This window comes from Streptomyces smaragdinus, assembly GCF_009604385.1.
Classification (GTDB): domain Bacteria; phylum Actinomycetota; class Actinomycetes; order Streptomycetales; family Streptomycetaceae; genus Streptomyces; species Streptomyces smaragdinus.
This window is the reverse complement of record NZ_WEGJ01000032.1, coordinates 51,189-72,545: the sequence shown is the minus strand read 5'-3', so window position 1 is coordinate 72,545 and position 21,357 is coordinate 51,189. Positions and strand designations below refer to the sequence as shown.

Genomic DNA, 21,357 nt, shown 5'->3' with positions numbered 1-21,357 from the left:
AACCTCGCTCCCATGGCCTCTCGTACCTCTGGCAACGGCAACTCCCGGCAGCGAGCCGGGGGTAGTGGTGCGGGCAAGAAGGCCGTGAAGAAGGCGCCCGCCAAGAAGGCCGCCGCCAAGAAGGCTCCCGCGAAGAAGGCCGCTCCCGCCAAGAAAGCCGCGCCCAAGGCCGCGCCCAATCCGACGCGGCCCGTGCTGCGGGGCGTGCGGGTGCTGGGCGTGGGGGGCGCTCGCGCCGTGGGGGTGCTCTTCCGGGGAATAGGGCGGGGGGCCAAGGGGCTTGATCCCGCGCATCGCAAGGACGGGGTGGCGCTGCTGCTGCTCGGTCTGGCGCTGGTGGTCGCCGCCGGGACCTGGTCCAGTCTGCAGGGGCCGGTCGGGGGACTGGTCGACATGCTCGTCACCGGGGCCTTCGGGCGGCTCGATCTGCTGGTGCCGATTCTGCTGGGCGTCGTCGCCGTACGGCTCTTCCGGCACCCCGATCGGGCCGAGGCCAACGGGCGTATCGTCATCGGGCTTTCGGCCCTCGTGGTCGGCGTCCTCGGCCTCGTCCACGTCGGGTGCGGCGCGCCCGGGCGCGAGGAGGGCACCGAGGCCATAAGCGATGCCGGGGGGCTGATCGGGTGGGCCGCGTCGCGGCCGCTCGTCGTCACCGTCGGGGACGTGCTCGCCGTACCGCTGCTGCTGCTCGTCACCGTCTTCGGGCTGCTCGTCGTGACCGCCACACCCGTGAACGCCGTGCCGCAGCGCCTGCGGCTGCTCGGCGTGCGGCTGGGCGTCGTGCACGAGGGCGGGGCGGAGCCCCCGGAGGACGGGGCGTACGAGGACGACGGCGTCGACAAGGAGGACTTCGCCGAGGACTGGCGCGGCGGCCTCGTCCGCATCGCCGAGGACGCCGACGAGGCCCGCCGCACCCGCCGCCGGCGCACGCCCGCCGGGGACCCCGTGGACATCGCCGCCGCGGCCGCCGCGGACCTCGACGGGGCCGTGCTGCACGGCGTCCAGCCGACCCCGCTGCTCGCCGACCTCGGCAGCGAGGTGACCGAGAAGACCGGCAACGTACCCGTGGCGCGCGGCGGCGAGCGGTCGCTGACCGCGTCGAAGCTCCCCGACCTCCAGCCCTCCGTCCCGGACCTCACGCGCAGCGCCCCCGAGCCCGGGGAGGCCGGCGCCCTGCCGGCCCGGGCCGAGCAGCTCCAGCTCTCCGGGGACATCACCTACGCCCTGCCCTCCCTCGACCTGCTCGAGCGCGGCGGGCCGGGCCGTACCCGCAGCGCCGCCAACGACGCCGTGGTGGCCTCCCTGACCAACGTCTTCACCGAGTTCAAGGTGGACGCCGCCGTCACCGGCTTCACCCGCGGCCCGACGGTCACCCGCTACGAGGTGGAGCTCGGCGCCGCCGTGAAGGTCGAGCGGATCACGGCGCTGGCCAAGAACATCGCGTACGCCGTGGCCAGCCCCGACGTCCGGATCATCAGCCCCATTCCCGGCAAGTCGGCCATCGGCATCGAGATCCCCAACAGCGACCGCGAGATGGTCAACCTCGGCGACGTGCTGCGCCTCGCCGGCGCGGCGGGAGACGACCACCCGATGCTCGTGGGCCTCGGCAAGGACGTCGAGGGCGGCTACGTGATGGCCAACCTGGCCAAGATGCCGCACATCCTGGTCGCCGGCGCCACCGGCTCCGGCAAGTCGTCGAACATCAACTGTCTGATCACGTCGGTCATGATGCGCGCGACCCCCGAGGACGTACGCCTGGTGCTGGTCGACCCCAAGCGCGTCGAGCTGACCGCGTACGAGGGCATCCCGCACCTCATCACCCCGATCATCACCAACCCCAAGCGCGCCGCCGAGGCGCTGCAGTGGGTCGTACGCGAGATGGACCTGCGCTACGACGACCTGGCCGCGTACGGCTTCCGGCACATCGACGACTTCAACGAGGCCGTACGCGGCGGCAAGGTCGAGGCGCCGGCCGGCAGCGAGCGGGAGCTGACCCCGTACCCGTATCTGCTGGTGATCGTCGACGAGCTGGCCGACCTGATGATGGTCGCGCCGCGCGACGTCGAGGACTCGATCGTACGCATCACCCAGCTGGCGCGGGCCGCCGGCATCCATCTGGTGCTGGCCACCCAGCGGCCCAGCGTCGACGTGGTCACCGGTCTGATCAAGGCGAACGTGCCGTCGCGGCTGGCGTTCGCCACCTCGTCCCTGGCCGACAGCCGGGTCATCCTCGACCAGCCCGGCGCCGAGAAGCTGATCGGCAAGGGCGACGGGCTGTTCCTGCCGATGGGGGCGAACAAGCCCGTCCGGATGCAGGGCGCGTTCGTCACCGAGCAGGAGGTCCAGGCGATCGTCCGGCACTGCAAGGAGCAGATGGCGCCGGTCTTCCGCGACGACGTGACCGTCGGGTCGGGGAAGAAGAAGGAGATCGACGAGGAGATCGGCGACGACCTCGAGCTGCTGCTCGCGGCGGCGGAGCTGGTCGTGAGCACCCAGTTCGGCTCGACGTCGATGCTCCAGCGCAAGCTGCGCGTGGGCTTCGCCAAGGCCGGCCGGCTGATGGACCTGATGGAGTCGCGCGGCGTCGTCGGTCCGAGCGAGGGTTCGAAGGCCCGGGACGTCCTGGTCAAACCGGACGAGCTGGAGGGCGTGCTGGCGCTGATCCGGGGGCAGGATCACCCGTGAGGCGCGGGCGGGCAACCGTCGCGCCCCCTCATGCGTCACATGAATACGGCAGACGGGTGTCACCCCTTCGGCCGTGGAACAACCTGATGGCCCATTAAGTCATACCGCCCGGTTGCCCGACGCTTTTACAAGACCTCTAGACTGAACATCCGGCAGGTGGCTCACGCTCGAAAGGCGCCCCCGTGTCCCTCGGCAACTCCCCCACAGACGACCGCCCGTCCGTCGGGCGGACGCTTCAGCTCGCCCGGATCGACGCGAAGCTGACCGTTGATCAGATCAGCTCACAGACACGTGTACGCGTTCCCATCGTCCAGGCGATCGAACAGGACGACTTCTCGCGCTGCGGCGGCGATGTCTACGCCCGCGGGCATGTACGGAACATCGCGCGGGCCGTGGGCCTGGACCCGGCGGAGCTCGTCGCCCAGTTCGACGCCGAACACGGCGGCAAGCCGGCTCCCACCCCGGCGGCCCCGATGTTCGAGGCCGAGCGGATCCGTTCCGACCCGCGCCGGCCGAACTGGACCGGTGCGATGATCGCCGCGATCGTGGCGCTGATCGGCTTCGTCGGCTTCACGGTCTTCAGCGGCGGCGACAGCAAGGACGACACCCCCACCGCCGTGGACGCCACCGCGGACGACAAGGGGTCTGGGGGCGCCACGTCCGAGGCGCCCAGCGCCGAGCCGACGGAGTCCGCGATCGCCCAGGCGCCGGCCGACAAGGTGACGGTGAAGATCGTCGCGTCGGACGGCAAGAGCTGGATCTCCGCCAAGGGCCACGACGGCAGCACGCTGGAGGAGACGGTCCTGCAGCAGGGCGGCTCCGTCACGGTCCAGGACGACGAGCGGATCAACCTGATCCTGGGCAATGCGGGCGCCGTCCAGCTGTTCGTGAACGGCAGGGAAGTGGACAACGACTTCCAGCTCGGTCAGGTCGAACGGATCTCCTACACCAAGGGTGATCCCGAGGTCGGCTGAGTGCGGGGGGCGAGGCCCCCCTTTTCACCTGGTCGGCAGCAGGACCGGGTGTCGCGACGAAGTACCCTGTGGGCATGCCGCACCCCCCAGAAACCCGTACCGTCGCACTGGTCACGCTCGGCTGCGCCCGTAACGAAGTGGACTCCGAGGAGCTCGCGGGCCGGCTGGCGGCGGACGGGTGGGAGCTCGTCGACAACGCCGCCGAGGCCGATGTGGCCGTCGTGAACACCTGCGGCTTCGTCGAGGCCGCGAAGAAGGACTCCGTCGACGCCCTCCTCGAGGCCAACGACCTCAAGGACCATGGCCGCACCCAGGCCGTGGTCGCCGTGGGCTGCATGGCCGAGCGGTACGGCAAGGAGCTGGCCGACGCGCTGCCCGAGGCGGACGGGGTGCTGGGCTTCGACGACTACGCCGACATCTCCGACCGGCTGCGGACGATTCTGTCCGGCGGCGTGCACGCCTCGCACACGCCCCGTGACCGGCGGAAGCTGCTGCCGCTGGCCCCCGCGGAGCGCCAGGACGCCGCCGTGGCGCTTCCCGGGCACGGGCAGGGACCGGTGGACCTGCCCGCGGGCGTCGCCCCCGCGTCGGGGCCCCGGGCGCCGCTGCGGGTGCGTATCGGGAGCGGACCGGTGGCTTCCGTGAAGCTGGCCTCCGGCTGCGACCGGCGGTGCTCGTTCTGCGCCATCCCCTCCTTCCGCGGGTCGTTCGTCTCGCGGCGGCCCGCCGACGTGCTCGGGGAGACGCGGTGGCTGGCGGGGCAGGGTGTGAAGGAGGTGATGCTGGTCTCCGAGAACAACACCTCGTACGGCAAGGACCTGGGTGACATCCGGCTGCTGGAGGGGCTGCTGCCCTCGCTCGCCGAGGTGGACGGCATCGAGCGGGTCCGGGTCAGCTATCTGCAGCCCGCCGAGATGCGCCCCGGCCTCATCGACGTGCTGACGTCGACGCCGAAGATCGCCCCGTACTTCGACCTGTCCTTCCAGCACTCCGCGCCGGACGTGCTGCGCGCCATGCGCCGCTTCGGCGACACCGACCGCTTCCTGGGCCTGCTGGAGCAGATCCGGGCCCAGGCCCCCGAGGCCGGGGTGCGGTCCAACTTCATCGTCGGCTTCCCCGGCGAGACCGAGGCGGACGTGGCGGAGCTGGAGCGCTTCCTGACCGCCGCGCGGCTGGACGCCATCGGCGTCTTCGGGTACTCCGACGAGGAGGGCACCGAGGCGGCGGGCTACGAACACAAGCTCGACCCGGACGAGGTCGCCGAGCGGCTGGCGCGGGTTTCCCGGCTGGCCGAGGAGCTCACCGCGCAGCGGGCCGAGGAGCGGGTGGGCGAGACGCTGTCGGTGCTGGTGGAGTCGCTGGAGGAGGGCGAGCTCGTGGGCCGGGCCGCGCACCAGGCGCCCGAGACGGACGGTCAGGTCCAGCTCACGTCGAGTGCGGGTCTGGCACCCGGGATGTTCGTCACCGCGAAGGCCGTGGGCAGCCGCGGGGTCGATCTTGTCGCCGAGCCGCTGGATGCCTTGGGGGCGGCGAGATGAGCGCCGCCCGTCCGATGCCGCGTCACGTCAGCCTCTGGAACGTCGCGAATCTGCTGACCATGGCGCGGCTGCTGCTGGTGCCGGCGTTCCTTGTGCTGATGTTCGGTGCGGGCGGGCACGATCCGGCCTGGCGGTCCTTCGCCTGGGCGGCGTTCGCCGTCGCCATGATCACGGACCTCTTCGACGGTGAGCTGGCCCGGCGGTACAACCTGGTCACCGACTTCGGGAAGATCGCCGACCCGATCGCCGACAAGGCCATAATGGGCGCCGCCCTGATCAGCCTGTCGGTGCTCGGCGATCTGCCGTGGTGGGTGACCGGTGTGATCCTCTTCCGCGAGCTCGGCATCACCCTGTTGCGCTTCTGGGTGATCAAGCACGGGGTCATCCCGGCGAGCCGTGGCGGAAAGCTGAAGACGCTCGCCCAAGGTGTAGCGGTGGGTATGTACATTCTGGCGCTGACCGGGCCGCTGGCCTCGCTGCGCTTTTGGATCATGGGCGTCGCGGTGGTGCTGACCGTCGTGACGGGTCTGGACTACGTCAGGCAGGCCGTCGTACTGCGGCGCCGGGGCCTGGCGGCCGAACGGGCAAAGGCACAGGTGGTGGGTCGGTGAGCGGTCGCGGCGAGAGCCCCGGGAGCGCCCGGGCGGCGCTGGAGCTGCTGGAGAAGAACGGCTGGTCGCTGGCCGTCGCGGAGTCCCTGACGGGCGGACTGGTGGCCGCGGCGCTGACCGCCGTCCCCGGGGCCTCGCGGACGTTCCGCGGCTCGGTCACGGCGTACGCGACGGACCTGAAGCGGGATCTGCTGGGCGTACCGGGCGATCTGCTGGCCGACCGCGGGGCCGTGGACGGGGAGGTCGCGCGGCAGATGGCGGCCGGGGTGCGGTGGCGGCTCGGGGCGGACTGGGGGCTGTCGACCACGGGCGTGGCCGGGCCGGAGCCGCAGGACGGGCAGCCGGTCGGGACGGTGTTCCTGGCGGCCGCGGGGCCCGGCGGGCAGAACGAGCAGGTACGGCTGAGTCTGGAGGGGGACCGGGACGAGATCCGGGCGGCCACCGTGCTCGCGGCGCTGGAGCTGCTGCAGCGGGTGGTGAATGCCGCGGGTGGCGCGGACGCCATGGAGTCCCCCGCCGGGGAACAAACCGAGGAGAACCAGCGTTCCCATCCCTGAGCCGGGACATCCGGCCACTGCCCCCACCGTCGCGCGTTTTCCCGGCGGACATCCCCGAGGCGCCCGGACGTAAGACGGGAGCGCCCGGGAATTCCGGTGTAAACCCGGGCCGCTTCCTCGCTGGGCGAACGCCGAAGATGACATCGCCCGACGCACTGTCGTGGTTCGAGAGGGTACGGTGGAGGGCAGAGGATCCGATACCGAGGTCCGCGGAGGAGGGAGCCACGCATGATTCTGCTCCGTCGCCTGCTGGGTGACGTGCTGCGTCGGCAGCGCCAGCGTCAGGGCCGTACTCTGCGCGAGGTTTCCTCGTCAGCCCGGGTCTCCCTCGGATATCTCTCCGAGGTGGAACGGGGGCAGAAGGAGGCCTCGTCCGAGCTGCTGTCCGCCATCTGTGATGCGCTGGAGATGCGGATGTCGGAGCTGATGCGCGAGGTCAGCGATGAGCTGGCGCTCGCCGAGCTGGCCCAGTCGGCCGCGTCCGACACCATTCCGGCCCCGGTCCGGACGTTCACTGTGACGTCCGTCACGGGCATCCCGGAGGAGCGTGTCACGATCAAGGCGCCGAAGGAGACGGTGGGCGTCGCCGCGGCGTGAGTTTTCGTCGGAGCCCGGTTCCCCGTGCGGGGGAGCCGGGCTTTTTCTTGCGCGGAACTTAAGCGTCGGATGCCGCCGGCGGCTGGCAGGTGGGGCACCAGTACGTGACGCGGTCCTGGCCGGGTTCTCCTTCGCGGACGGGGGTGCGGCAGCGCAGGCACGGCTTTCCGGTGCGGCCGTAGACCCACAGGCGGCGGTCGGGGCGGGCGCCGGGGGTGGTGATGCGGGCGGGGCGGTCCTTGTTCGCCTCGAGGAGCTTCTTCGCCAGGCCGACGAGCCGGGCGGGGTCCGGGACGGCGGAGACCGGGGCGTACGGGTGCGTCTGCGCCAGGAAACACAGCTCGGACTTGTACACGTTGCCGATGCCGGCGAGGGTGCGCTGGTCCAGCAGGGCTTCGCCGAGCGGTCTGTCCGGTCGGGCCAGCAGGCGGCGTTCGGCCTCGGCGGGGTCCCAGTCGGGGCCGAGCAGGTCGGGGCCCAGGTGGCCGACGGCCTTGTCCTCCTCGGCGGTGCGCAGCAGCTCGAGTACGGGGAGCCGGTAGCCGACGGCGGTCGGGCCGGCGGTGCCGAGGATCGCGCGGATCTGGTGGCCGGGGCCGCCGCGCCAGCGCTCGCCGTCGGCGTAGATGTGCCAGGCGCCGTCCATGCGCAGATGGGAGTGGAGGGTCAGGCCGCCCTCGACGCGGGTCAGCAGATGCTTGCCGCGGGGGACGACCTCGCGGACGACGCGTCCGGTGAGATCGGCGGTCGCCAGCCTGGGGACGCGCAGGTCGCAGCGGGTGAGGACCTGTCCGGCCAGCGCTTCGTGCAGCGTGCGCGCGGCGCGGTAGACGGTGTCACCTTCGGGCATGGGGCCATTGTGCCTCGTCCCGTGGGTCAGCTCCGCAGGCGCAGGCCCCTCGGGGTCGCCGTGAAGCCGGCCATCTCGAGGGCGTGGCCGTACGGGGAGTCCAGGGCCGGGGTGCCGTTGATGCGCTCCAGGGTCACCGTGGTGCCCAGGACGCCGTCCTTCGCCGCCGAGGCCAGGGCGTCCGCCGCCGCCGTGAAGCGGGGGTCGGCGGGGGGCGGCCAGACCAGGAGGGTCTTGCCGCCGCGCTCGACGTACATGGTCAGGTCGCCGTCGACCAGGACGACCAGGGCGCCCGCCTTGCGGCCCGGCTTGTGCGTCGAGCCCTGGGGCGGGTCGGGCCAGCCGAGCGCGGCCCCGTAGACGTTGGCCGGGTCGGCAGCGGCCAGGACGAGGGCGCGGGGGCCTGTCGCGGGGCCGGGGGCGCCGTCGCCGGCGCGCTCGCGGGAGGCGGCGACCGCGCGCAGGCGGTCCACGGCGCCGTCCATGGCGAACTGGGCGGCGCCCAGGCCCTCGACCACGTATCCGCGCCGGGCCTGGCCGGACTCCTCGAAGACCGACAGCACCCGGTACGCCGCCGAGAAGCCGCCCTCCACCCCCTCCGCCGCCACCGCGCCGCGCGTCACCACGCCGTGGCGGTCGAGGAGCGTACGGGCCAGGGCGTGCGCCCGGACCGTCGGGTCCGGCTCCCGCCCGGGGAGCAGCGACCAGCGTCCGGCGACGGTCGGCGGGCCCTGGCGGGAGGCGGCGCCCAGGGCGCCGGCGCCGTAACGCCCGCGGGGGACGGGGCGCTTCGCCCGGTGGGCCGTCGCGCCGGCCGTGCGACCCGAGCCGAGCAGGGCGCGCAGCGGGGCGAGGGTGTCGTTGGTGAGCCGGCCGGACCAGGCCAGGTCCCAGACGGCCCCGGCCAGTTCGACGTCGGTGACCTCGGGGTGGGTCGCCCGCGTCTGGTCCGCGATCTGGCGGAAGAACAGTCCGTAGCCGCCCCGCAGGGCGTCCAGCACCGCCTGGTGCAGCGGCGACAGCTCCAGCGGACGGGGGTCGGCCAGCAACAGCGGCGCGGCGTCCGCCAGATGCAGACAGACCCAGCCGTCCTTGCCGGGGAGCGCGCCGGCACCCGCCCAGACGACCTCCCCGGAGGCGGTGAGTTCGTCGAGCATCGACGGGGTGTACCCCGAGACGCGGGACGGCAGGACGAGCTTCTCCAGCGCCGAGGCCGGCACCGGCGCGCCCTGGAGCTGCTCGATCGCCCGCAGCAGCCCGTCGGGGCCGCGCAGGCTGTGCGTCCCCAGCTGCTGCCACTGGGGGAGGAAGGAGGCGAGCGCCGCCGGCGGCACCGGCTCCAGCTCCTCCCGCAGCGCGGCGAGCGACCGCCGCCGCAGCCGGCGCAGCACCGCGGCGTCGCACCACTCCTGCCCGATGCCCGCCGGATGGAACTCCCCCTGCACCACCCGCCCGGCCGCCGCCAGCCGCTGCAGCGCGCCCTCGGTGACGGCCGCCCCCAGCCCGAACCGGGCCGCGGCCCCGCCCGAGGTGAACGGCCCGTGCGTACGGGCGTACCGCGCCAGCAGATCCCCCAGCGGATCCGCCACGGGCTCGGTGAACGCCTCCGGCACGCCCACCGGCAGCGCCGTCCCCAGCGCGTCCCGCAGCCGCCCGGCGTCCTCGACCGCCGCCCAGTGCTCCGCCCCCGCGATCCGCACCCGGATCGCCCGCCGGGCCCGCTCCAGCTCACCGGCCCATCCCGGCCCCGCACCCCGCTCGGCGAGCTCGGCCGGGGTCAGCGGCCCCAGCATCCGCAGCAGATCGGCCACCCCCTCGGCGTCCTTGATCCGCCGGTCCTCCGTCAGCCACTGGAGCTCCGCCTCCAGCTCGCGCAGCACGTCGGCGTCGAGCAGCTCGCGCAGCTCCGCCTGGCCGAGGAGCTCCGCCAGCAGCCGCGAGTCCAGCGACAGCGCGGCGGCGCGCCGCTCGGCCAGCGGCGAGTCCCCCTCGTACAGGAACTGCGCCACGTAGCCGAAGAGGAGCGAGCGGGCGAACGGGGACGGCTCCGGGGTCGTCACCTCGACCAGCCGCACCCGGCGGGCCTCGATGTCGCCCATCAGCTCCACCAGGCCGGGCACGTCGAAGACGTCCTGCAGACACTCGCGGACCGCCTCCAGGACGATCGGGAACGAGCCGAACTCGCTCGCGACCTGCAGCAGCTGGGCGGCGCGCTGGCGCTGCTGCCACAGCGGGGTGCGCTTGCCAGGGTTGCGCCGGGGCAGCAGCAGGGCGCGGGCGGCGCACTCGCGGAACCGGGAGGCGAAGAGCGCCGAGCCGCCCACCTGGTCCGTGACGATCCGTTCGACCTCGCCCTTGTCGAACAGGACGTCCGCGGCGCCCACCGGCGACTGCTCCGTGTCGTATGCCGTGCCGACCGACGTGGGGTCGAAGTCCAGCAGGTCCATGCCCAGCAGATCGGCGTCCGGCAGCCGCAGCACGATGCCGTCGTCGGCGTGCATGACCTGGGCGTCCATCCCGTACCGCTCGGCCAGCCGGGCGCCGACCGCGAGCGCCCAGGGGGCGTGCACCTGGGCGCCGAAGGGGGAGTGGACGACGATCCGCCAGTCGCCCAGCTCGTCGCGGAAGCGCTCCACGACGATCGTCCGGTCGTCCGGGACATGGCCGCAGGCGGTGCGCTGCTCGTCGAGATAGGCGATGACGTTGTCCGCGGCCCAGGCGTCCAGTCCGGCGGCGGACAGCCGCTCGCGGGCTGCCGGCGGCTTCAGCCCGCCCAGCTCGCGGAGGAACGCGCCCAGCGCACGGCCCAGCTCGAGCGGGCGGCCCAGCTGGTCGCCCTTCCAGAACGGCAGCCGGCCGGGGACGCCGGGGGCGGGGGAGACGATCACCCGGTCGCGGGTGATGTCCTCGATCCGCCAGGACGTCGTGCCGAGGGTGAAGACGTCGCCCACCCGCGACTCGTACACCATCTCCTCGTCCAGCTCGCCGACCCGGCCGCCGCCCTTCTTCGGGTCGGAGCCGGCGAGGAACACGCCGAACAGCCCGCGGTCGGGGATCGTGCCGCCCGAGGTCACCGCGAGCCGCTGGGCGCCGGGGCGGCCCCGTACGGTGTTCGCCACGCGGTCCCACACCACGCGGGGCCGCAGCTCGGCGAACGCGTCGGAGGGATAGCGGCCGGCGAGCATGTCGAGCACCGCCGTGTACGCCGACTCGGGGAGGGAGGCGAAGGGCGCGGCGCGGCGGACCAGGGCCAGCAGCTCGTCCACGTCCCAGGGGTCCATCGCGGTCATGGCGACGATCTGCTGGGCCAGCACGTCCAGCGGGTTCGCCGGGATGCGCAGCGACTCGATCAGTCCCTCGCGCATCCGCTCCGTCACGACCGCCGACTGCACCAGATCACCGCGGTACTTGGGGAAGACCACCCCCCGGGACACCGCCCCCACCTGATGTCCCGCGCGGCCCACCCGCTGCAGTCCGGAGGCGACCGACGGGGGCGACTCGACCTGGACGACGAGGTCCACCGAGCCCATGTCGATGCCCAGCTCCAGGCTCGACGTCGCGACGACGGCGGGCAGCCGGCCGGCCTTCAGGTCCTCCTCCACCAGCGCCCGCTGCTCCTTGGACACCGAGCCGTGGTGCGCCCGGGCGAGCAGCGGGGCGGCGCCCTTGGCGGCGCCGGACTGGGCCATGATCTCCGCCGGCGGGGGAGAGTCGTCGGGCAGCGGCTCACCCGTCGCCCGCTCGTACGCGATCTCGTTCAGCCGGTTGCACAGGCGCTCCGCCAGGCGGCGGGAGTTGGCGAAGACGATCGTCGACCGGTGCTCGCGCACCAGGTCCGCGATCCGCTCCTCCACATGCGGCCAGATCGACGGCTTGTCGGCCGCCCCCTCCTCCCGCACGGGGGAGCCGGCGAGCTCGCCCATGTCCTCGACGGGGACCACCACCGACAGGTCGAACTCCTTGGCGGACGGCGGCTGTACCACCTCGACCCGGCGGCCGGGGGACAGGAACCGCGCCACCTCGTCCACCGGGCGCACCGTCGCCGACAGTCCGATCCGGCGGGCCGGGCGCGGCAGCAGCTCGTCCAGCCGCTCCAGGGAGAGCGCCAGATGCGCGCCCCGCTTGGTGCCCGCCACCGCGTGCACCTCGTCCAGGATCACCGTCTCCACGCCGGCCAGGGCGTCGCGGGAGGCGGACGTCAGCATCAGGAACAGGGACTCGGGCGTCGTGATCAGGATGTCCGGCGGACGCGTCGCGATGGCCCGGCGCTCGGCCGGCGGGGTGTCGCCGGAGCGGATGGCCACCCGGATGTCCGGCTCGGGCAGCCCGAGGCGCACCGACTCGTGCCGGATCCCGGTCAGCGGCGAGCGGAGATTGCGCTCCACGTCCACCGCGAGGGCCTTCAGCGGCGACACGTACAGCACCCGGCAGCGCTTGCGGGCCTCCGCGGGCGGCGGCGCGGCCGCCAGGCCGTCCAGCGCGGAGAGGAACGCCGCCAGGGTCTTCCCGGACCCGGTGGGCGCCACCACCAGCACGTCCGCCCCCTCGCCGAGGGCCCGCCAGGCGCCCTCCTGGGCCGCCGTGGGCGCGCTGAACGCCCCCGTGAACCAGGCCCTGGTCGCGGGGGAGAACATGGGCAGCGCGGTCGCCGCCGACGGATCCGTCATGCCCCCATCGTGCACCGACCCACTGACATTGGTCAGAATGGGCCGTATGAGCCGGGGGCAGAACGGCACGGACGGGGCGGCGCGCGACGCCGTGACGGACCTGGGACGGACGCATGTCCAGGCCGGTGCCGGGCCTGTGACCAGTGAGAACGAGCACGCGCGGCACTGGACAGACCCCGCCCTGCCGGGGGTTGACCTGCTGCGTGCCCGGTATGTGGAGAAACGGTTCGTCAGACACACCCACGCGAGCTTCGTGATCGGCGCGATCACCCGGGGCGTCGAGGCGTACGAGGTGTACGGCGGTCTGGTGCGGGTCGGCCCCGGCGGGCTGGCGCTGGTCAACCCCGACACCGTGCACACCGGGCACGCGGGTGTGCCGGAGGGCTGGTCGTACAGCGTGCTCTACCCCTCGGTCGACGTGGTGCGGGAGATCGCCGCCGAGCTGACGACCCTGCGCGGCACGCCCCGCTTCGCCGAGTCGGCGGTGCACGATCCCGAGACGGCGGGGGTGATCGCCCGGGTGCACGCGGCGCTCGAGGGCGGCAACGCGCTGGCCGCCGACTCGCTGTTCCGCGTCGGCGTCGCGCAGGTCCTGCGCCGGCACGGCGGTGTGCTGCCCGCCCGCACCCGCACGGAGGCCGGCGCCGCGGTGGCCCGGCTGGCGCGGGAGGTGCTGGAGGGGGATCTGGTGGACCCGCCGTCGCTGGAGCGGCTGGCGGCCGGGCTCGGGGTCAGCCCCTTCGCGCTGCTGCGGGCGTTCCGCAAGGAGTACGGGATGCCGCCGCACACCTGGCTCACCGACGCCCGCGTGCGCCGGGCGCGCGCGCTGCTCGACGCGGGCACGCCGCCGGCCGAGGCGGCGCTGGCCGTCGGGTTCACGGACCAGCCGCACCTCAACCGCCACTTCAGCCGGATCATCGGCGTACCCCCGGGGGCCTACCGGCGCGAGCGGCTCTGACCGCCCGCCGCGCAAGAACGTACAAGACACCCCCCGCGCACCCGGCCTACCGTGCGTCCCATGGCACAGGAGACCGCACCGCCCCTCGAGGAGGCACCACCGTCCCCGGACGCCGACCGCCGCGCGATACGTGGCGCGCTCGGCGTCGGGATCGCCGTCGGACTCAGCGGATTCGCCTTCGGCGTGACCGCCGCCGGCTCGGGGATCAGCCTCACCCAGACCTGTCTGCTCAGCCTGCTGGTGTTCACCGGCTCCAGCCAGTTCGCGCTCGTCGGGGCGCTCGCGGCGGGCGGCAACCCGTTCACCGCCGCGGCGGGCGCCTTCTTCCTCGGCGTACGGAACTGCTTCTACGGGCTGCGCCTGGCACCGCTGCTCCGGCTGCCCGCCCGGGTGCGGCCGCTCGCCGCCCAGTGGGTCATCGACGAGACCACCGCCGTCACGATCTCCCAGCCCACCCGGCGCACCGCGCGGATCGGCTTCGTCGTCACCGGCCTCACGCTGTACGTCCTGTGGAACCTCACCACCCTCCTCGGCGCCCTCGGCGCCTCCGCGCTGGGCGACCCGGCCGCCTGGGGGCTGGACGCGGCCGGCCCGGCGTCGTTCCTGGCGCTGCTCGCCCCCATGCTGCGCACCGGCACCGAGCGGGCCGTCGCGGGGCTCGCCGTCCTCCTCGGCCTCGGTTTCCTGCCGGTGCTGCCCGCCGGCGTCCCGGTGCTGGTCGCGGCCCTCGCGGCGCCCGCCGTGCTGTACGCGCAGGGGCGCCGCACGGGGCGGAAGGAGGTCCGCCGGTGAACGCCTGGATCGCGATCGCGCTGACCGTCGCCGGCTGCTACGGCGTGAAGCTCCTCGGCCTGTCGGTGCCCGCCGGGGTGCTGGAGCGGCCGGTGGTCCGCAGGCTCGCCACCCTGCTGCCCGTCGCGCTGCTGGCGGCGCTCACCGCCCAGCAGACGTTCGCCTCGCGGCAGGACCTCGTCCTCGACGCCCGCGCCGCCGGGCTGGCCGCGGCCGCCGTCGCGCTGGTGCTGCGGGCGCCCTTCCTCGTCGTGATCGCCGTCGCGGTCGTCGTCACGGCCGCCCTGCGCGCGGTGACCGGCTGACGGCCGCCCCTCAGCCCGCCAGCCGGCCGAACGCCCGCAGGGTGAGCAGCGCCTCCAGCGTGAGGATCGGACGCCACTCCAGGGCGGAGCCGGGGGCGCGGGCCCGCCACCGCAGCGGCCAGCCGCCGTCCGGCTGCTGCTCGGCGGCGAGGAAGTCCAGGCCCGCCGTCAGCTCCGCGTCGGTGAACCAGCGCCGGGCCAGGGAGTCGGGGCCGTGGGCGAAGTCGGGCACGTAGAACTGCTCGCCGGGCGCGTACCCCTCGGTGCGCGGCCAGGACTCCGCCCGCTCGGGGTCCAGGACGGCGAGCCGCTGGACGCGCACCAGCCGGCCCAGCCGGGCGGCGGCCGCCTCCGCGCGGGCGCGGTCGGGGGCGGTGTCGAGGAACGCCACGGCGGCCTGCACCTCGTACGGATGGGTCGCCTCCAGCGACTCGACGGCCTGCCAGCAGAAGTCCGCCGCCCGGAACAGCCACGCGTGCCACACACCGTTCGCGTTCAGTGTCCCGACCACCGGTCCGGTCGTCAGCAGACTGCCCGACCCGCCCGGGGGAGAATCGTTCACCGCGGCCAGGAGGGAGGCGTGCGGATAGCCCACCGGTGCCGGGTGGACGGCGGGCAGCGCGCCGTCCGGGGTGGAGATTTCCGTCAGATAGCCGCAGACGCGCTCCGCCCGCCGTCCCTCGCAGCGGCCGACGGCGTCCAGCACCCGCAGCGCCAGCACGGTGTGCAGCGGCTGGCTGACCGGTCCGCGCAGATCGGGCTCCAGCGCGTGCCCGTACCCGCCGTCCGGATTGCGGTACGCCTCCAGCGCCGCCTCCACCGCGTCGGCGGCGGTGCTGGTCGCGGTCCGGAAGTGATAGGCGTACCGGCGCTGTTCGAGTACGCGGGCGGTGAGCCACATGAATCGTTCGGCACGGGCGAGCTGGGTGGAGGCTGGAGCCATGGGAGGAACCTAAGCCCGCTCATGCACGGTGGGCGCATCGATGGATGCGGGAGCACTCTAAGTAGCTGCCGCGGCGCGCGATAATGGACGCGTCCGGTTGACGGTTTCGGGGAAGGGCGGGTTCGTACGGCGATGGCACTCTGGCGGAGCGTGTTCTGGCAGCGGATGGCGGCGTACTTCGGTGAGTCGTACGTCGACTCCTTCGCGCGCGACCATGTGATGGCCGAACTCGGCGGGCGCACGGTGAACGAGGCGCTCGAGGCGGGCTGGGACACCGCGGACGTGTGGCGCGCGGTGTGCGAGGCGATGGCCGTACCGGCGGACCAGCGGTGAGGCCCGTGCGCTAGGACCAGGTGGCCACGTAGTACCCCACCCCGTACGGCGCGTCCTCGTGGAGCAGCTGCCCGCTCAGGTCCGCGCCCTGTGCGGCGCCCGCCAGCACCTGCCAGCAGGCCCGGCCGCTCGCCTGGAGGTCGAACGCCAGCTCGGGGTCCAGCGCGGCGACCGCGTTCAGGTCGGCGGCGCCCAGCGCGCGGGCGGCCGCCTCGTCGAAGGCCTGTGCCCGCTCGTCGAAGTAGCCGGGCGCCTTGTGCGTACGGCAGGCCGTACCGTCGCCCATCACCAGCAGCGCGACCCGGCCCGCGCCCGCGGCGAGCTCCCGCCCGACCTCCAGACAGCGCGCGGTGGGCAGCGGCTCCCCCACCCCCAGCCCCTCGACGGGGGTGCCGGACCAGTCCGTCAGCCCCAGCAGCCAGGCGCCGACCGTCAGCGACAGCGGCAGCGTCCGGGCCCCCTCCAGGGCGGTGTCCACCGCGCCGAGGCGCACGTCCTTGTCCACGCCGAAACCGCGGAACGAACCGACGGCCCCCTGCGGATGCGGCCCCCGGCCCTCCTGCTCGGCGGGCCCGAGCACCATCAGCCGGTCCGGACGGGACGCCGCCAGCACCCCGATCGCGTCCGTACAGGCGGCACGCAGCGCGTCCAGCTCCGCGGCGGCGCCCGCGGCGACCTCCGGCACGAGCAGCGGCGGGCAGGGGCAGCAGGCGGCGGCGATCAGCATGGCCCGCAGCCTACTGCGGGCCCGCCCGGCGGGGCGCGGTCAGGGCGCCGGGGCGCGTCCGCGGGGGGTTAACCCCCGTACGAAAGCGCCTGCCCGCCGCACTGCACAGACCCCTGTGCACAGGGGATTGTGGACCGCATGGCCACAGAGATCACCGACCTCGCGGCGCTCCGGGCGCTCGCCCATCCGCGCCGCCAGCGGATGCTGCAACAGCTGTCGCTGCACGGCCCCGCCACCTCCGCCGGCCTCGCCCGGGCCCTCGGCCTGAACACCGGCGCCACCAGCTACCACCTGCGGGAGCTGGCCGCGCACGGCTTCGTCGAGGAGGATCACCGGCGCGGCCGCGAACGGTGGTGGCGGGCCGTCGCCGGCGACATCCGCTTCCCCCGGCGCAGCGCGCAGAGCGCCGGGATGCGGCCCGTCGTCGACGAGATGAACCGTCTGGCGTACGCGGCCGACCTCGCGCTCTTCGAACAGCTGCAGCGGGAGAGCGACGGCCTCGGCGCGTGGATGGACGCCTTCCCCTACTCGCGCGGCACCATCCGGCTCACCCTCGGCGAACTCCGTGAGTTCTTCGAGGAGTACATCGCCCTCCTCAACCGCTACAAGCGCCCCGACGACGACACCCCGGCGGACGCGCGCACCGTCCTCACCCGGCTGCTGGCCTTCCCCGCCCCCGACGACCACCTGGACGAATCATGATGCTGCGTCTCGCCCTCAGAACCCTCCGCGCCCGGCTGGCGGGCTTCCTTGGCTCCTTCGTCGCCCTCCTGTGCGCCGCCGCCCTGACCGCCGCCTGCGGTGTGCTGCTCGAGACGGGACTGCGGGGGACGATCGCTCCCGAACGGCTCGCCGCCGCGCCGGTCGTCGTCTCCGCCGACCAGAACGTCCACCAGACGAAGATCAAGGAGAAGAAGGGCAAGCGGAAGGTCAAACACAAGGCGAAGCCCCTCGCCGAACGCGTCTGGCTCCCGGAGGAGCTCGCCGGACGGATCGCGCACGTACCAGGCGTCCGCGCCGCCGTCCCGGAACTCACCTTCCCCGCGCGTCCGGTGACCCCCGGCGGCCCGCCGTCGTACGGCCATGCCTGGCAGTCCGCCGCCCTCGCCCCGTACACCCTCGGCGACGGCCGCGCGCCGCGGACGGCCGGCGAGATCGTCGTCGACCGGGGGCTGGCCGAACGGGCGGGACTCACCGCCGGCGACCGGATCGAGGTCCAGTCGACGGGCGCACCCAAGCGGTACACCGTCACCGGCGTCACCACCACCGCCCTCGCCCACCAGAGCAGCCTGTTCTTCTCCGCCGAAGAGGCCCGGCGGCTGGCCGGGCACCCCGGGCAGGTCACCGCGATCGGCGTGCTCGCCCGGGACGGCGTCTCCGCCGCCGAGCTGGGCGGGCGGATCGACGCCGCCCTGGACGGCACCGGGGCGAAGGTCAGCACCGGTGCCGGGCGCGGGCCGGTGGAGTTCCTCGACGCGGCCGGCGCCCGGGTCAAGCTGGTCTCCATGGGCGGCGCCATCGCCGGTACGTCGCTGCTGGTTGCCGTGCTGGTCGTCGTCGGCACCTTCGCCCTGGGCATCCAGCAGCGGCACCGGGAGCTGGCGCTGCTGCGGGCCGTGGCGGCCACCTCCGGCCAGATCCGCAGGCTCATCGGCCGCGAGGCGCTGCTGATCGGGCTCGCCGCCGGTGTCCTGGGTGCCGCCGCGGGGCTGCCGCTGGGCACCTGGCTGCTGGGCCGGTTCGTGGACCTCGGCGCCGTACCGGCGACCCTCCACCCGGCCGTCAGCGTCTTCCCCGCCCTCGCCGCCGTCGCCCTCACGCTGCTCGGCGCCTGGGCCGCCGCCCGGATCTCCGCCCGCCGCATCTCGCGGATCGGTCCGGCGGAGGCACTGACGGAGGCCGCGACGGAGCGCCGCCCGGCCGCCGGGCGGATCGTTGCCGGGGTGCTGCTGCTGGCCGGCGGCGCCGTGCTCGTCGCCGTACTCGGCGGGCTGCGCACCGAGCCGGCCGCCACCCCGGTGACGTTCCTCGCCGTCGTGGTGCTGGCCACCGCCGTGTCACTCCTCGGGCCGCTGGTCGTACGGGCCGGGACGGCGCTCCTCGCGGGGCCGCTGCGGCTCGCCCGGTTCAGCGGACGGATGGCGCGGGCGAACCTGCGCGGACGGTCGGTCCGGATGGCCGCCGCGGTGACACCCCTCGCGCTGCTCATCGGAATGGCGTCGACGGTCCTGTTCGTCCAGCCGACGCTCTCCCACGCGGCGGACCGGCAGGCGGCCGAGGGGACGCTCGCCGACTACACCCTCGCGTCCACCTCGATCGGCGTCCCTCCGCAGGCCGCGGCGGCGGTCCGTTCGGTGACCGGAGTGACGGCCGCCACCGAGGTCGTACGGACGACGGTTCGCGTCGGACTCGACAAGTACCCGGCGCAGGGCGTGACGCCGTCCGGTCTGGACCGCACCTGGGACCCCGATGTGCGCGCCGGTTCACTGCGCGGCTTCGGGCCGGGGGACGTCGCGGTGAGCGAACTGGCCGCCGACCAGCTGGGGCTGAAGCCCGGCGGCACGCTGAAGCTGACCCTGGGCGACGGCACGAAGGTGTCGCTGGAGGTCGCGGCGGTGTACGCGAAGGGGCTGGGCTTCGGTGACCTGACGATGGCCCACGACCTGATCGCCCGGCACGTCGACAACCCCCTCGCGGTGGCGGTGAACGTCCGTACCGACGGCTCGGCCGCACGGGCGGACCTCGCCGCGGCGGTACGCGCCTTCCCCGGCGTCCAGGTCCTCGATCCCGGGCAGGCGCACGCCCGGACGGCCGGCGTCCAGCAGGCCAACGCGGAGGTCAACTTCCTCGCCATGGGCCTGGTGCTGGCGTTCACCGCGATCGCCGTCGTCAACACCCTGGCGATGACGACCGCCGAACGCGTACGGGAGTTCGCGCAGCTGCGGCTGGCCGGCGCCCAGCGGCGGCAGGTGCTGCGGATGCTGCGGCTGGAGGCCCTCTCCGTGGTGGCCATGGCCCTCGTCGCGGGCACCGGGATCGCCCTGGCGGTGCTCACCGCCTTCGCGGCCGGCATGACCGGCGGAGCCCCCGCCCTGGAGCCCCTGACGTACGCCCTCGTCGTCGGCGTCGCCACGCTGCTGGCCCTCGCGTCGACCGCGCTCCCCGGCCGCGTGGCCCTGGCCCCGCGCCCGGTGGACGTCGCCACGGCTCCCGAGTGACCCCGCGTGGAGCCGCCCGGGGCCTACCCGAGCGGCTCCACGCACGCCCGCAGCGCCGCCGCGTCCACCCCCGCCACGGCGGCCACCAGCCGCCCGTCCGGACGAATCACCAGCACCGCGTGCGCCGGCGCCCCCGGATACTCCTCGGCGACGACCAGCGACGCCCGCACCGGCAGCTCCTCCACCGTCCGCAGCAGCGCCGGCATCAGCCCCGCCTTGAGCCAGATCCGGTGGTCCCACACCCGCGTCCCCGGGGCCACGAACAGCAGCACCACCGACCGCCCCAGGCTCGCGTGCAGCGACGTCGCCGTCCCGTCCGGCGCCGTCACCGCCACGTCCGACACCGGAGCCCCCAGCGCCGTGCCGACGGTGAGCGAGGGAACCGGCGGGGCGGCGGCGTACACCGCGGCCCCGCCCACCGCCCCACGCCCCAGATGACCGTCCGCCAGCAGCGTCACCGCCTGCCCCCGCCGCCACTCCCCGGTGCGCCGGCGCACCAGCGGCAGTGCCTGATCGGCCGCCCGCAGCCGGCGCCGTATCACCCCCCGGCGCTCCGCCTCGTACGAGTCCAGCAGCGCCCCCGGAGCACCGGAGTGCACCGCGGCGGCCAGCTTCCACGCGAGGTTCTCCGCGTCCTGCAGCCCCTCGTCGAGCTGCTGCGTACCGAGCGCCCCCAGCAGATGCGCCGCGTCGCCCGCCAGCAGCCCCCGTCCCCGGCGGAAGGTCTGCGCCAGCCGGTGGTGCACGGTGTGCACGCCCGAGTCGAGCAGGTCGTACCACAGGGCCTCCGCGTCCGCGTGCCACCAGTCGGTGAGCGTCGACTCGACCCGCCGTACGACGTCCTGCGGCGTCACCAGCCCCGCCTCCGACGGCAGCAGCCAGTCGAACCGCCACACGCCGTCCGCCAGCGGTCGCGCGCACACCTCCGACGGAACACCGGAGACGACCGTCTCACTGCGCCACGGCAGCCGGGTACGGATCGCCGCCACCGCGTGCCGCTCGACGGCCGTCCGCCCCGCGAAACGGATGTCGAGCAGCTTGCGCACCACGGACCGCGCGCCGTCGCACCCGACGACGTAACTCCCCCGCCACCACGTGCCCTTGTCGTCGGCGGAACCCGAACCGGCACCGGCACCGGCACCGGAACCCGAAGCGGAAGCCTTCCCCCGGGTGTGCACCGAAACCGCGTCCCGCTCCATCTCCAGGGCGTCCACCCGGACCCCCGGCACGACGGTGACCAGATCGCAGGCGGCGACGGCGTGGCGCAGTTCGTCGACGAGCGCCTGCTGCGCGACGTGCCGCGGCGGCTGTTCCCCGTCGTACGACTCCTCCCGCAGCACCCGCTTGCCCCGGATGGCCCGCCACGCGGTCAGCGGCACCCCGGGCACCACGCAGCCCAGCCGCTCCAGAAACGCCACCGTCGGCGCCCGCAGCACGGCCGTACGGGCCGGACGCGCGGGCGAGGGGGTGGCGGGGGAGGAGGTCTCACCGTCGAGAACGAGGGTGGAGACGCCGCTGTGTGCCAACGCCAAGGACAGGGTGAGCCCGACGGGTCCTGCCCCGACGATGATCACCGGGTCCACGATCACAAGGCGTATGCAA

The 21,357-nt window shown here is 74.2% G+C and carries 17 protein-coding genes; 12 read left to right on the top strand and 5 right to left on the bottom strand.

Translation table 11 applies throughout. The annotated features are described in order from the left end of the window. Window positions 1-12: 12 nt before the first annotated feature. The 6 genes from SRB5_RS27935 to SRB5_RS27910 all read left to right on the top strand — a co-directional run bounded on the left by SRB5_RS27935 (window position 13) and on the right by SRB5_RS27910 (window position 6,962). On the top strand, window positions 13-2,685 hold the full coding sequence (locus SRB5_RS27935; protein WP_153456222.1) for a DNA translocase FtsK: 2,673 nt from the start codon (window positions 13-15) through the stop codon (window positions 2,683-2,685). A gap of 182 nt (window positions 2,686-2,867) precedes the next feature. Beyond that, complete coding sequence (locus SRB5_RS27930) at window positions 2,868-3,659, top strand: helix-turn-helix domain-containing protein (RefSeq protein ID WP_323378602.1); 792 nt, start codon at window positions 2,868-2,870, stop codon at window positions 3,657-3,659. A 74-nt stretch (window positions 3,660-3,733) separates the two neighbouring features. After that, complete coding sequence (gene rimO, locus SRB5_RS27925) at window positions 3,734-5,197, top strand: 30S ribosomal protein S12 methylthiotransferase RimO (RefSeq protein WP_153456221.1); 1,464 nt, start codon at window positions 3,734-3,736, stop codon at window positions 5,195-5,197. After that, window positions 5,194-5,808 (top strand): CDP-diacylglycerol--glycerol-3-phosphate 3-phosphatidyltransferase, encoded by a 615-nt coding sequence (gene pgsA, locus SRB5_RS27920; protein ID WP_153456220.1) that lies wholly within the window; start codon window positions 5,194-5,196, stop codon window positions 5,806-5,808. Before rimO ends, pgsA begins: the two co-directional genes overlap by 4 nt. Continuing rightward, window positions 5,805-6,365 (top strand): CinA family protein, encoded by a 561-nt coding sequence (locus tag SRB5_RS27915; protein ID WP_407703992.1) that lies wholly within the window; start codon window positions 5,805-5,807, stop codon window positions 6,363-6,365. Before pgsA ends, SRB5_RS27915 begins: the two co-directional genes overlap by 4 nt. A gap of 228 nt (window positions 6,366-6,593) precedes the next feature. Further along, window positions 6,594-6,962 (top strand): helix-turn-helix domain-containing protein, encoded by a 369-nt coding sequence (locus SRB5_RS27910; RefSeq protein WP_153456219.1) that lies wholly within the window; start codon window positions 6,594-6,596, stop codon window positions 6,960-6,962. Window positions 6,963-7,020: 58 nt separating this feature from the next. Here SRB5_RS27910 and SRB5_RS27905 read toward each other — a convergent pair whose 3' ends face one another. Continuing rightward, window positions 7,021-7,812, bottom strand: a complete 792-nt coding sequence (locus tag SRB5_RS27905) for an Fpg/Nei family DNA glycosylase (RefSeq protein ID WP_153456218.1) — start codon at window positions 7,810-7,812, stop codon at window positions 7,021-7,023. Between the two features lie 26 nt (window positions 7,813-7,838). After that, window positions 7,839-12,479 carry an ATP-dependent helicase gene (locus SRB5_RS27900; RefSeq protein ID WP_153456217.1) on the bottom strand — a complete coding sequence of 1,547 codons (4,641 nt, stop codon included), beginning with the start codon at window positions 12,477-12,479 and terminating at the stop codon, window positions 7,839-7,841. 136 nt (window positions 12,480-12,615) lie between these two features. Here SRB5_RS27900 and SRB5_RS27895 point away from each other — a divergent pair, with 136 nt between their 5' ends. Genes SRB5_RS27895 through SRB5_RS27885 form a run of 3 tightly spaced genes read left to right on the top strand, consistent with a single transcriptional unit; the run spans window position 12,616 to window position 14,534 of the window. Next, the gene (locus SRB5_RS27895; RefSeq protein WP_407703993.1) at window positions 12,616-13,437 is read left to right on the top strand and encodes an AraC family transcriptional regulator; all 822 of its coding nucleotides are present in this window, start codon (window positions 12,616-12,618) and stop codon (window positions 13,435-13,437) included. A 60-nt stretch (window positions 13,438-13,497) separates the two neighbouring features. Then, window positions 13,498-14,229: an AzlC family ABC transporter permease gene (locus SRB5_RS27890; protein ID WP_153456215.1), complete on the top strand. Its 732-nt coding sequence runs from the start codon at window positions 13,498-13,500 to the stop codon at window positions 14,227-14,229. Then, window positions 14,226-14,534: an AzlD domain-containing protein gene (locus tag SRB5_RS27885; protein WP_323378601.1), complete on the top strand. Its 309-nt coding sequence runs from the start codon at window positions 14,226-14,228 to the stop codon at window positions 14,532-14,534. The genes SRB5_RS27890 and SRB5_RS27885 overlap by 4 nt, the downstream gene beginning before the upstream one ends. Window positions 14,535-14,544: 10 nt before the next feature. On the opposite strand, the gene SRB5_RS27880 is transcribed toward SRB5_RS27885, so the two are convergent. Further along, complete coding sequence (locus SRB5_RS27880; RefSeq protein ID WP_153456214.1) at window positions 14,545-15,477, bottom strand: hypothetical protein; 933 nt, start codon at window positions 15,475-15,477, stop codon at window positions 14,545-14,547. Window positions 15,478-15,609: 132 nt separating this feature from the next. Here SRB5_RS27880 and SRB5_RS27875 point away from each other — a divergent pair, with 132 nt between their 5' ends. After that, on the top strand, window positions 15,610-15,810 hold the full coding sequence (locus SRB5_RS27875) for a DUF3046 domain-containing protein (protein ID WP_153456213.1): 201 nt from the start codon (window positions 15,610-15,612) through the stop codon (window positions 15,808-15,810). Between the two features lie 10 nt (window positions 15,811-15,820). Here the strand turns inward: SRB5_RS27875 and SRB5_RS27870 are convergent, their stop codons facing one another. Then, window positions 15,821-16,537, bottom strand: coding sequence for a class III extradiol dioxygenase subunit B-like domain-containing protein (locus SRB5_RS27870; RefSeq protein WP_153456212.1), 717 nt, complete (start codon window positions 16,535-16,537; stop codon window positions 15,821-15,823). 138 nt (window positions 16,538-16,675) lie between these two features. Here SRB5_RS27870 and SRB5_RS27865 point away from each other — a divergent pair, with 138 nt between their 5' ends. Both SRB5_RS27865 and SRB5_RS27860 read left to right on the top strand, forming a co-directional pair. After that, window positions 16,676-17,239: an ArsR/SmtB family transcription factor gene (locus SRB5_RS27865; RefSeq protein ID WP_153456211.1), complete on the top strand. Its 564-nt coding sequence runs from the start codon at window positions 16,676-16,678 to the stop codon at window positions 17,237-17,239. Then, window positions 17,236-19,755: an FtsX-like permease family protein gene (locus tag SRB5_RS27860; RefSeq protein WP_153456210.1), complete on the top strand. Its 2,520-nt coding sequence runs from the start codon at window positions 17,236-17,238 to the stop codon at window positions 19,753-19,755. The genes SRB5_RS27865 and SRB5_RS27860 overlap by 4 nt, the downstream gene beginning before the upstream one ends. Window positions 19,756-19,778: 23 nt before the next feature. Here the strand turns inward: SRB5_RS27860 and SRB5_RS27855 are convergent, their stop codons facing one another. Then, window positions 19,779-21,344, bottom strand: coding sequence for an FAD-dependent oxidoreductase (locus tag SRB5_RS27855; RefSeq protein ID WP_323378600.1), 1,566 nt, complete (start codon window positions 21,342-21,344; stop codon window positions 19,779-19,781). Window positions 21,345-21,357 lie beyond the last annotated feature (13 nt).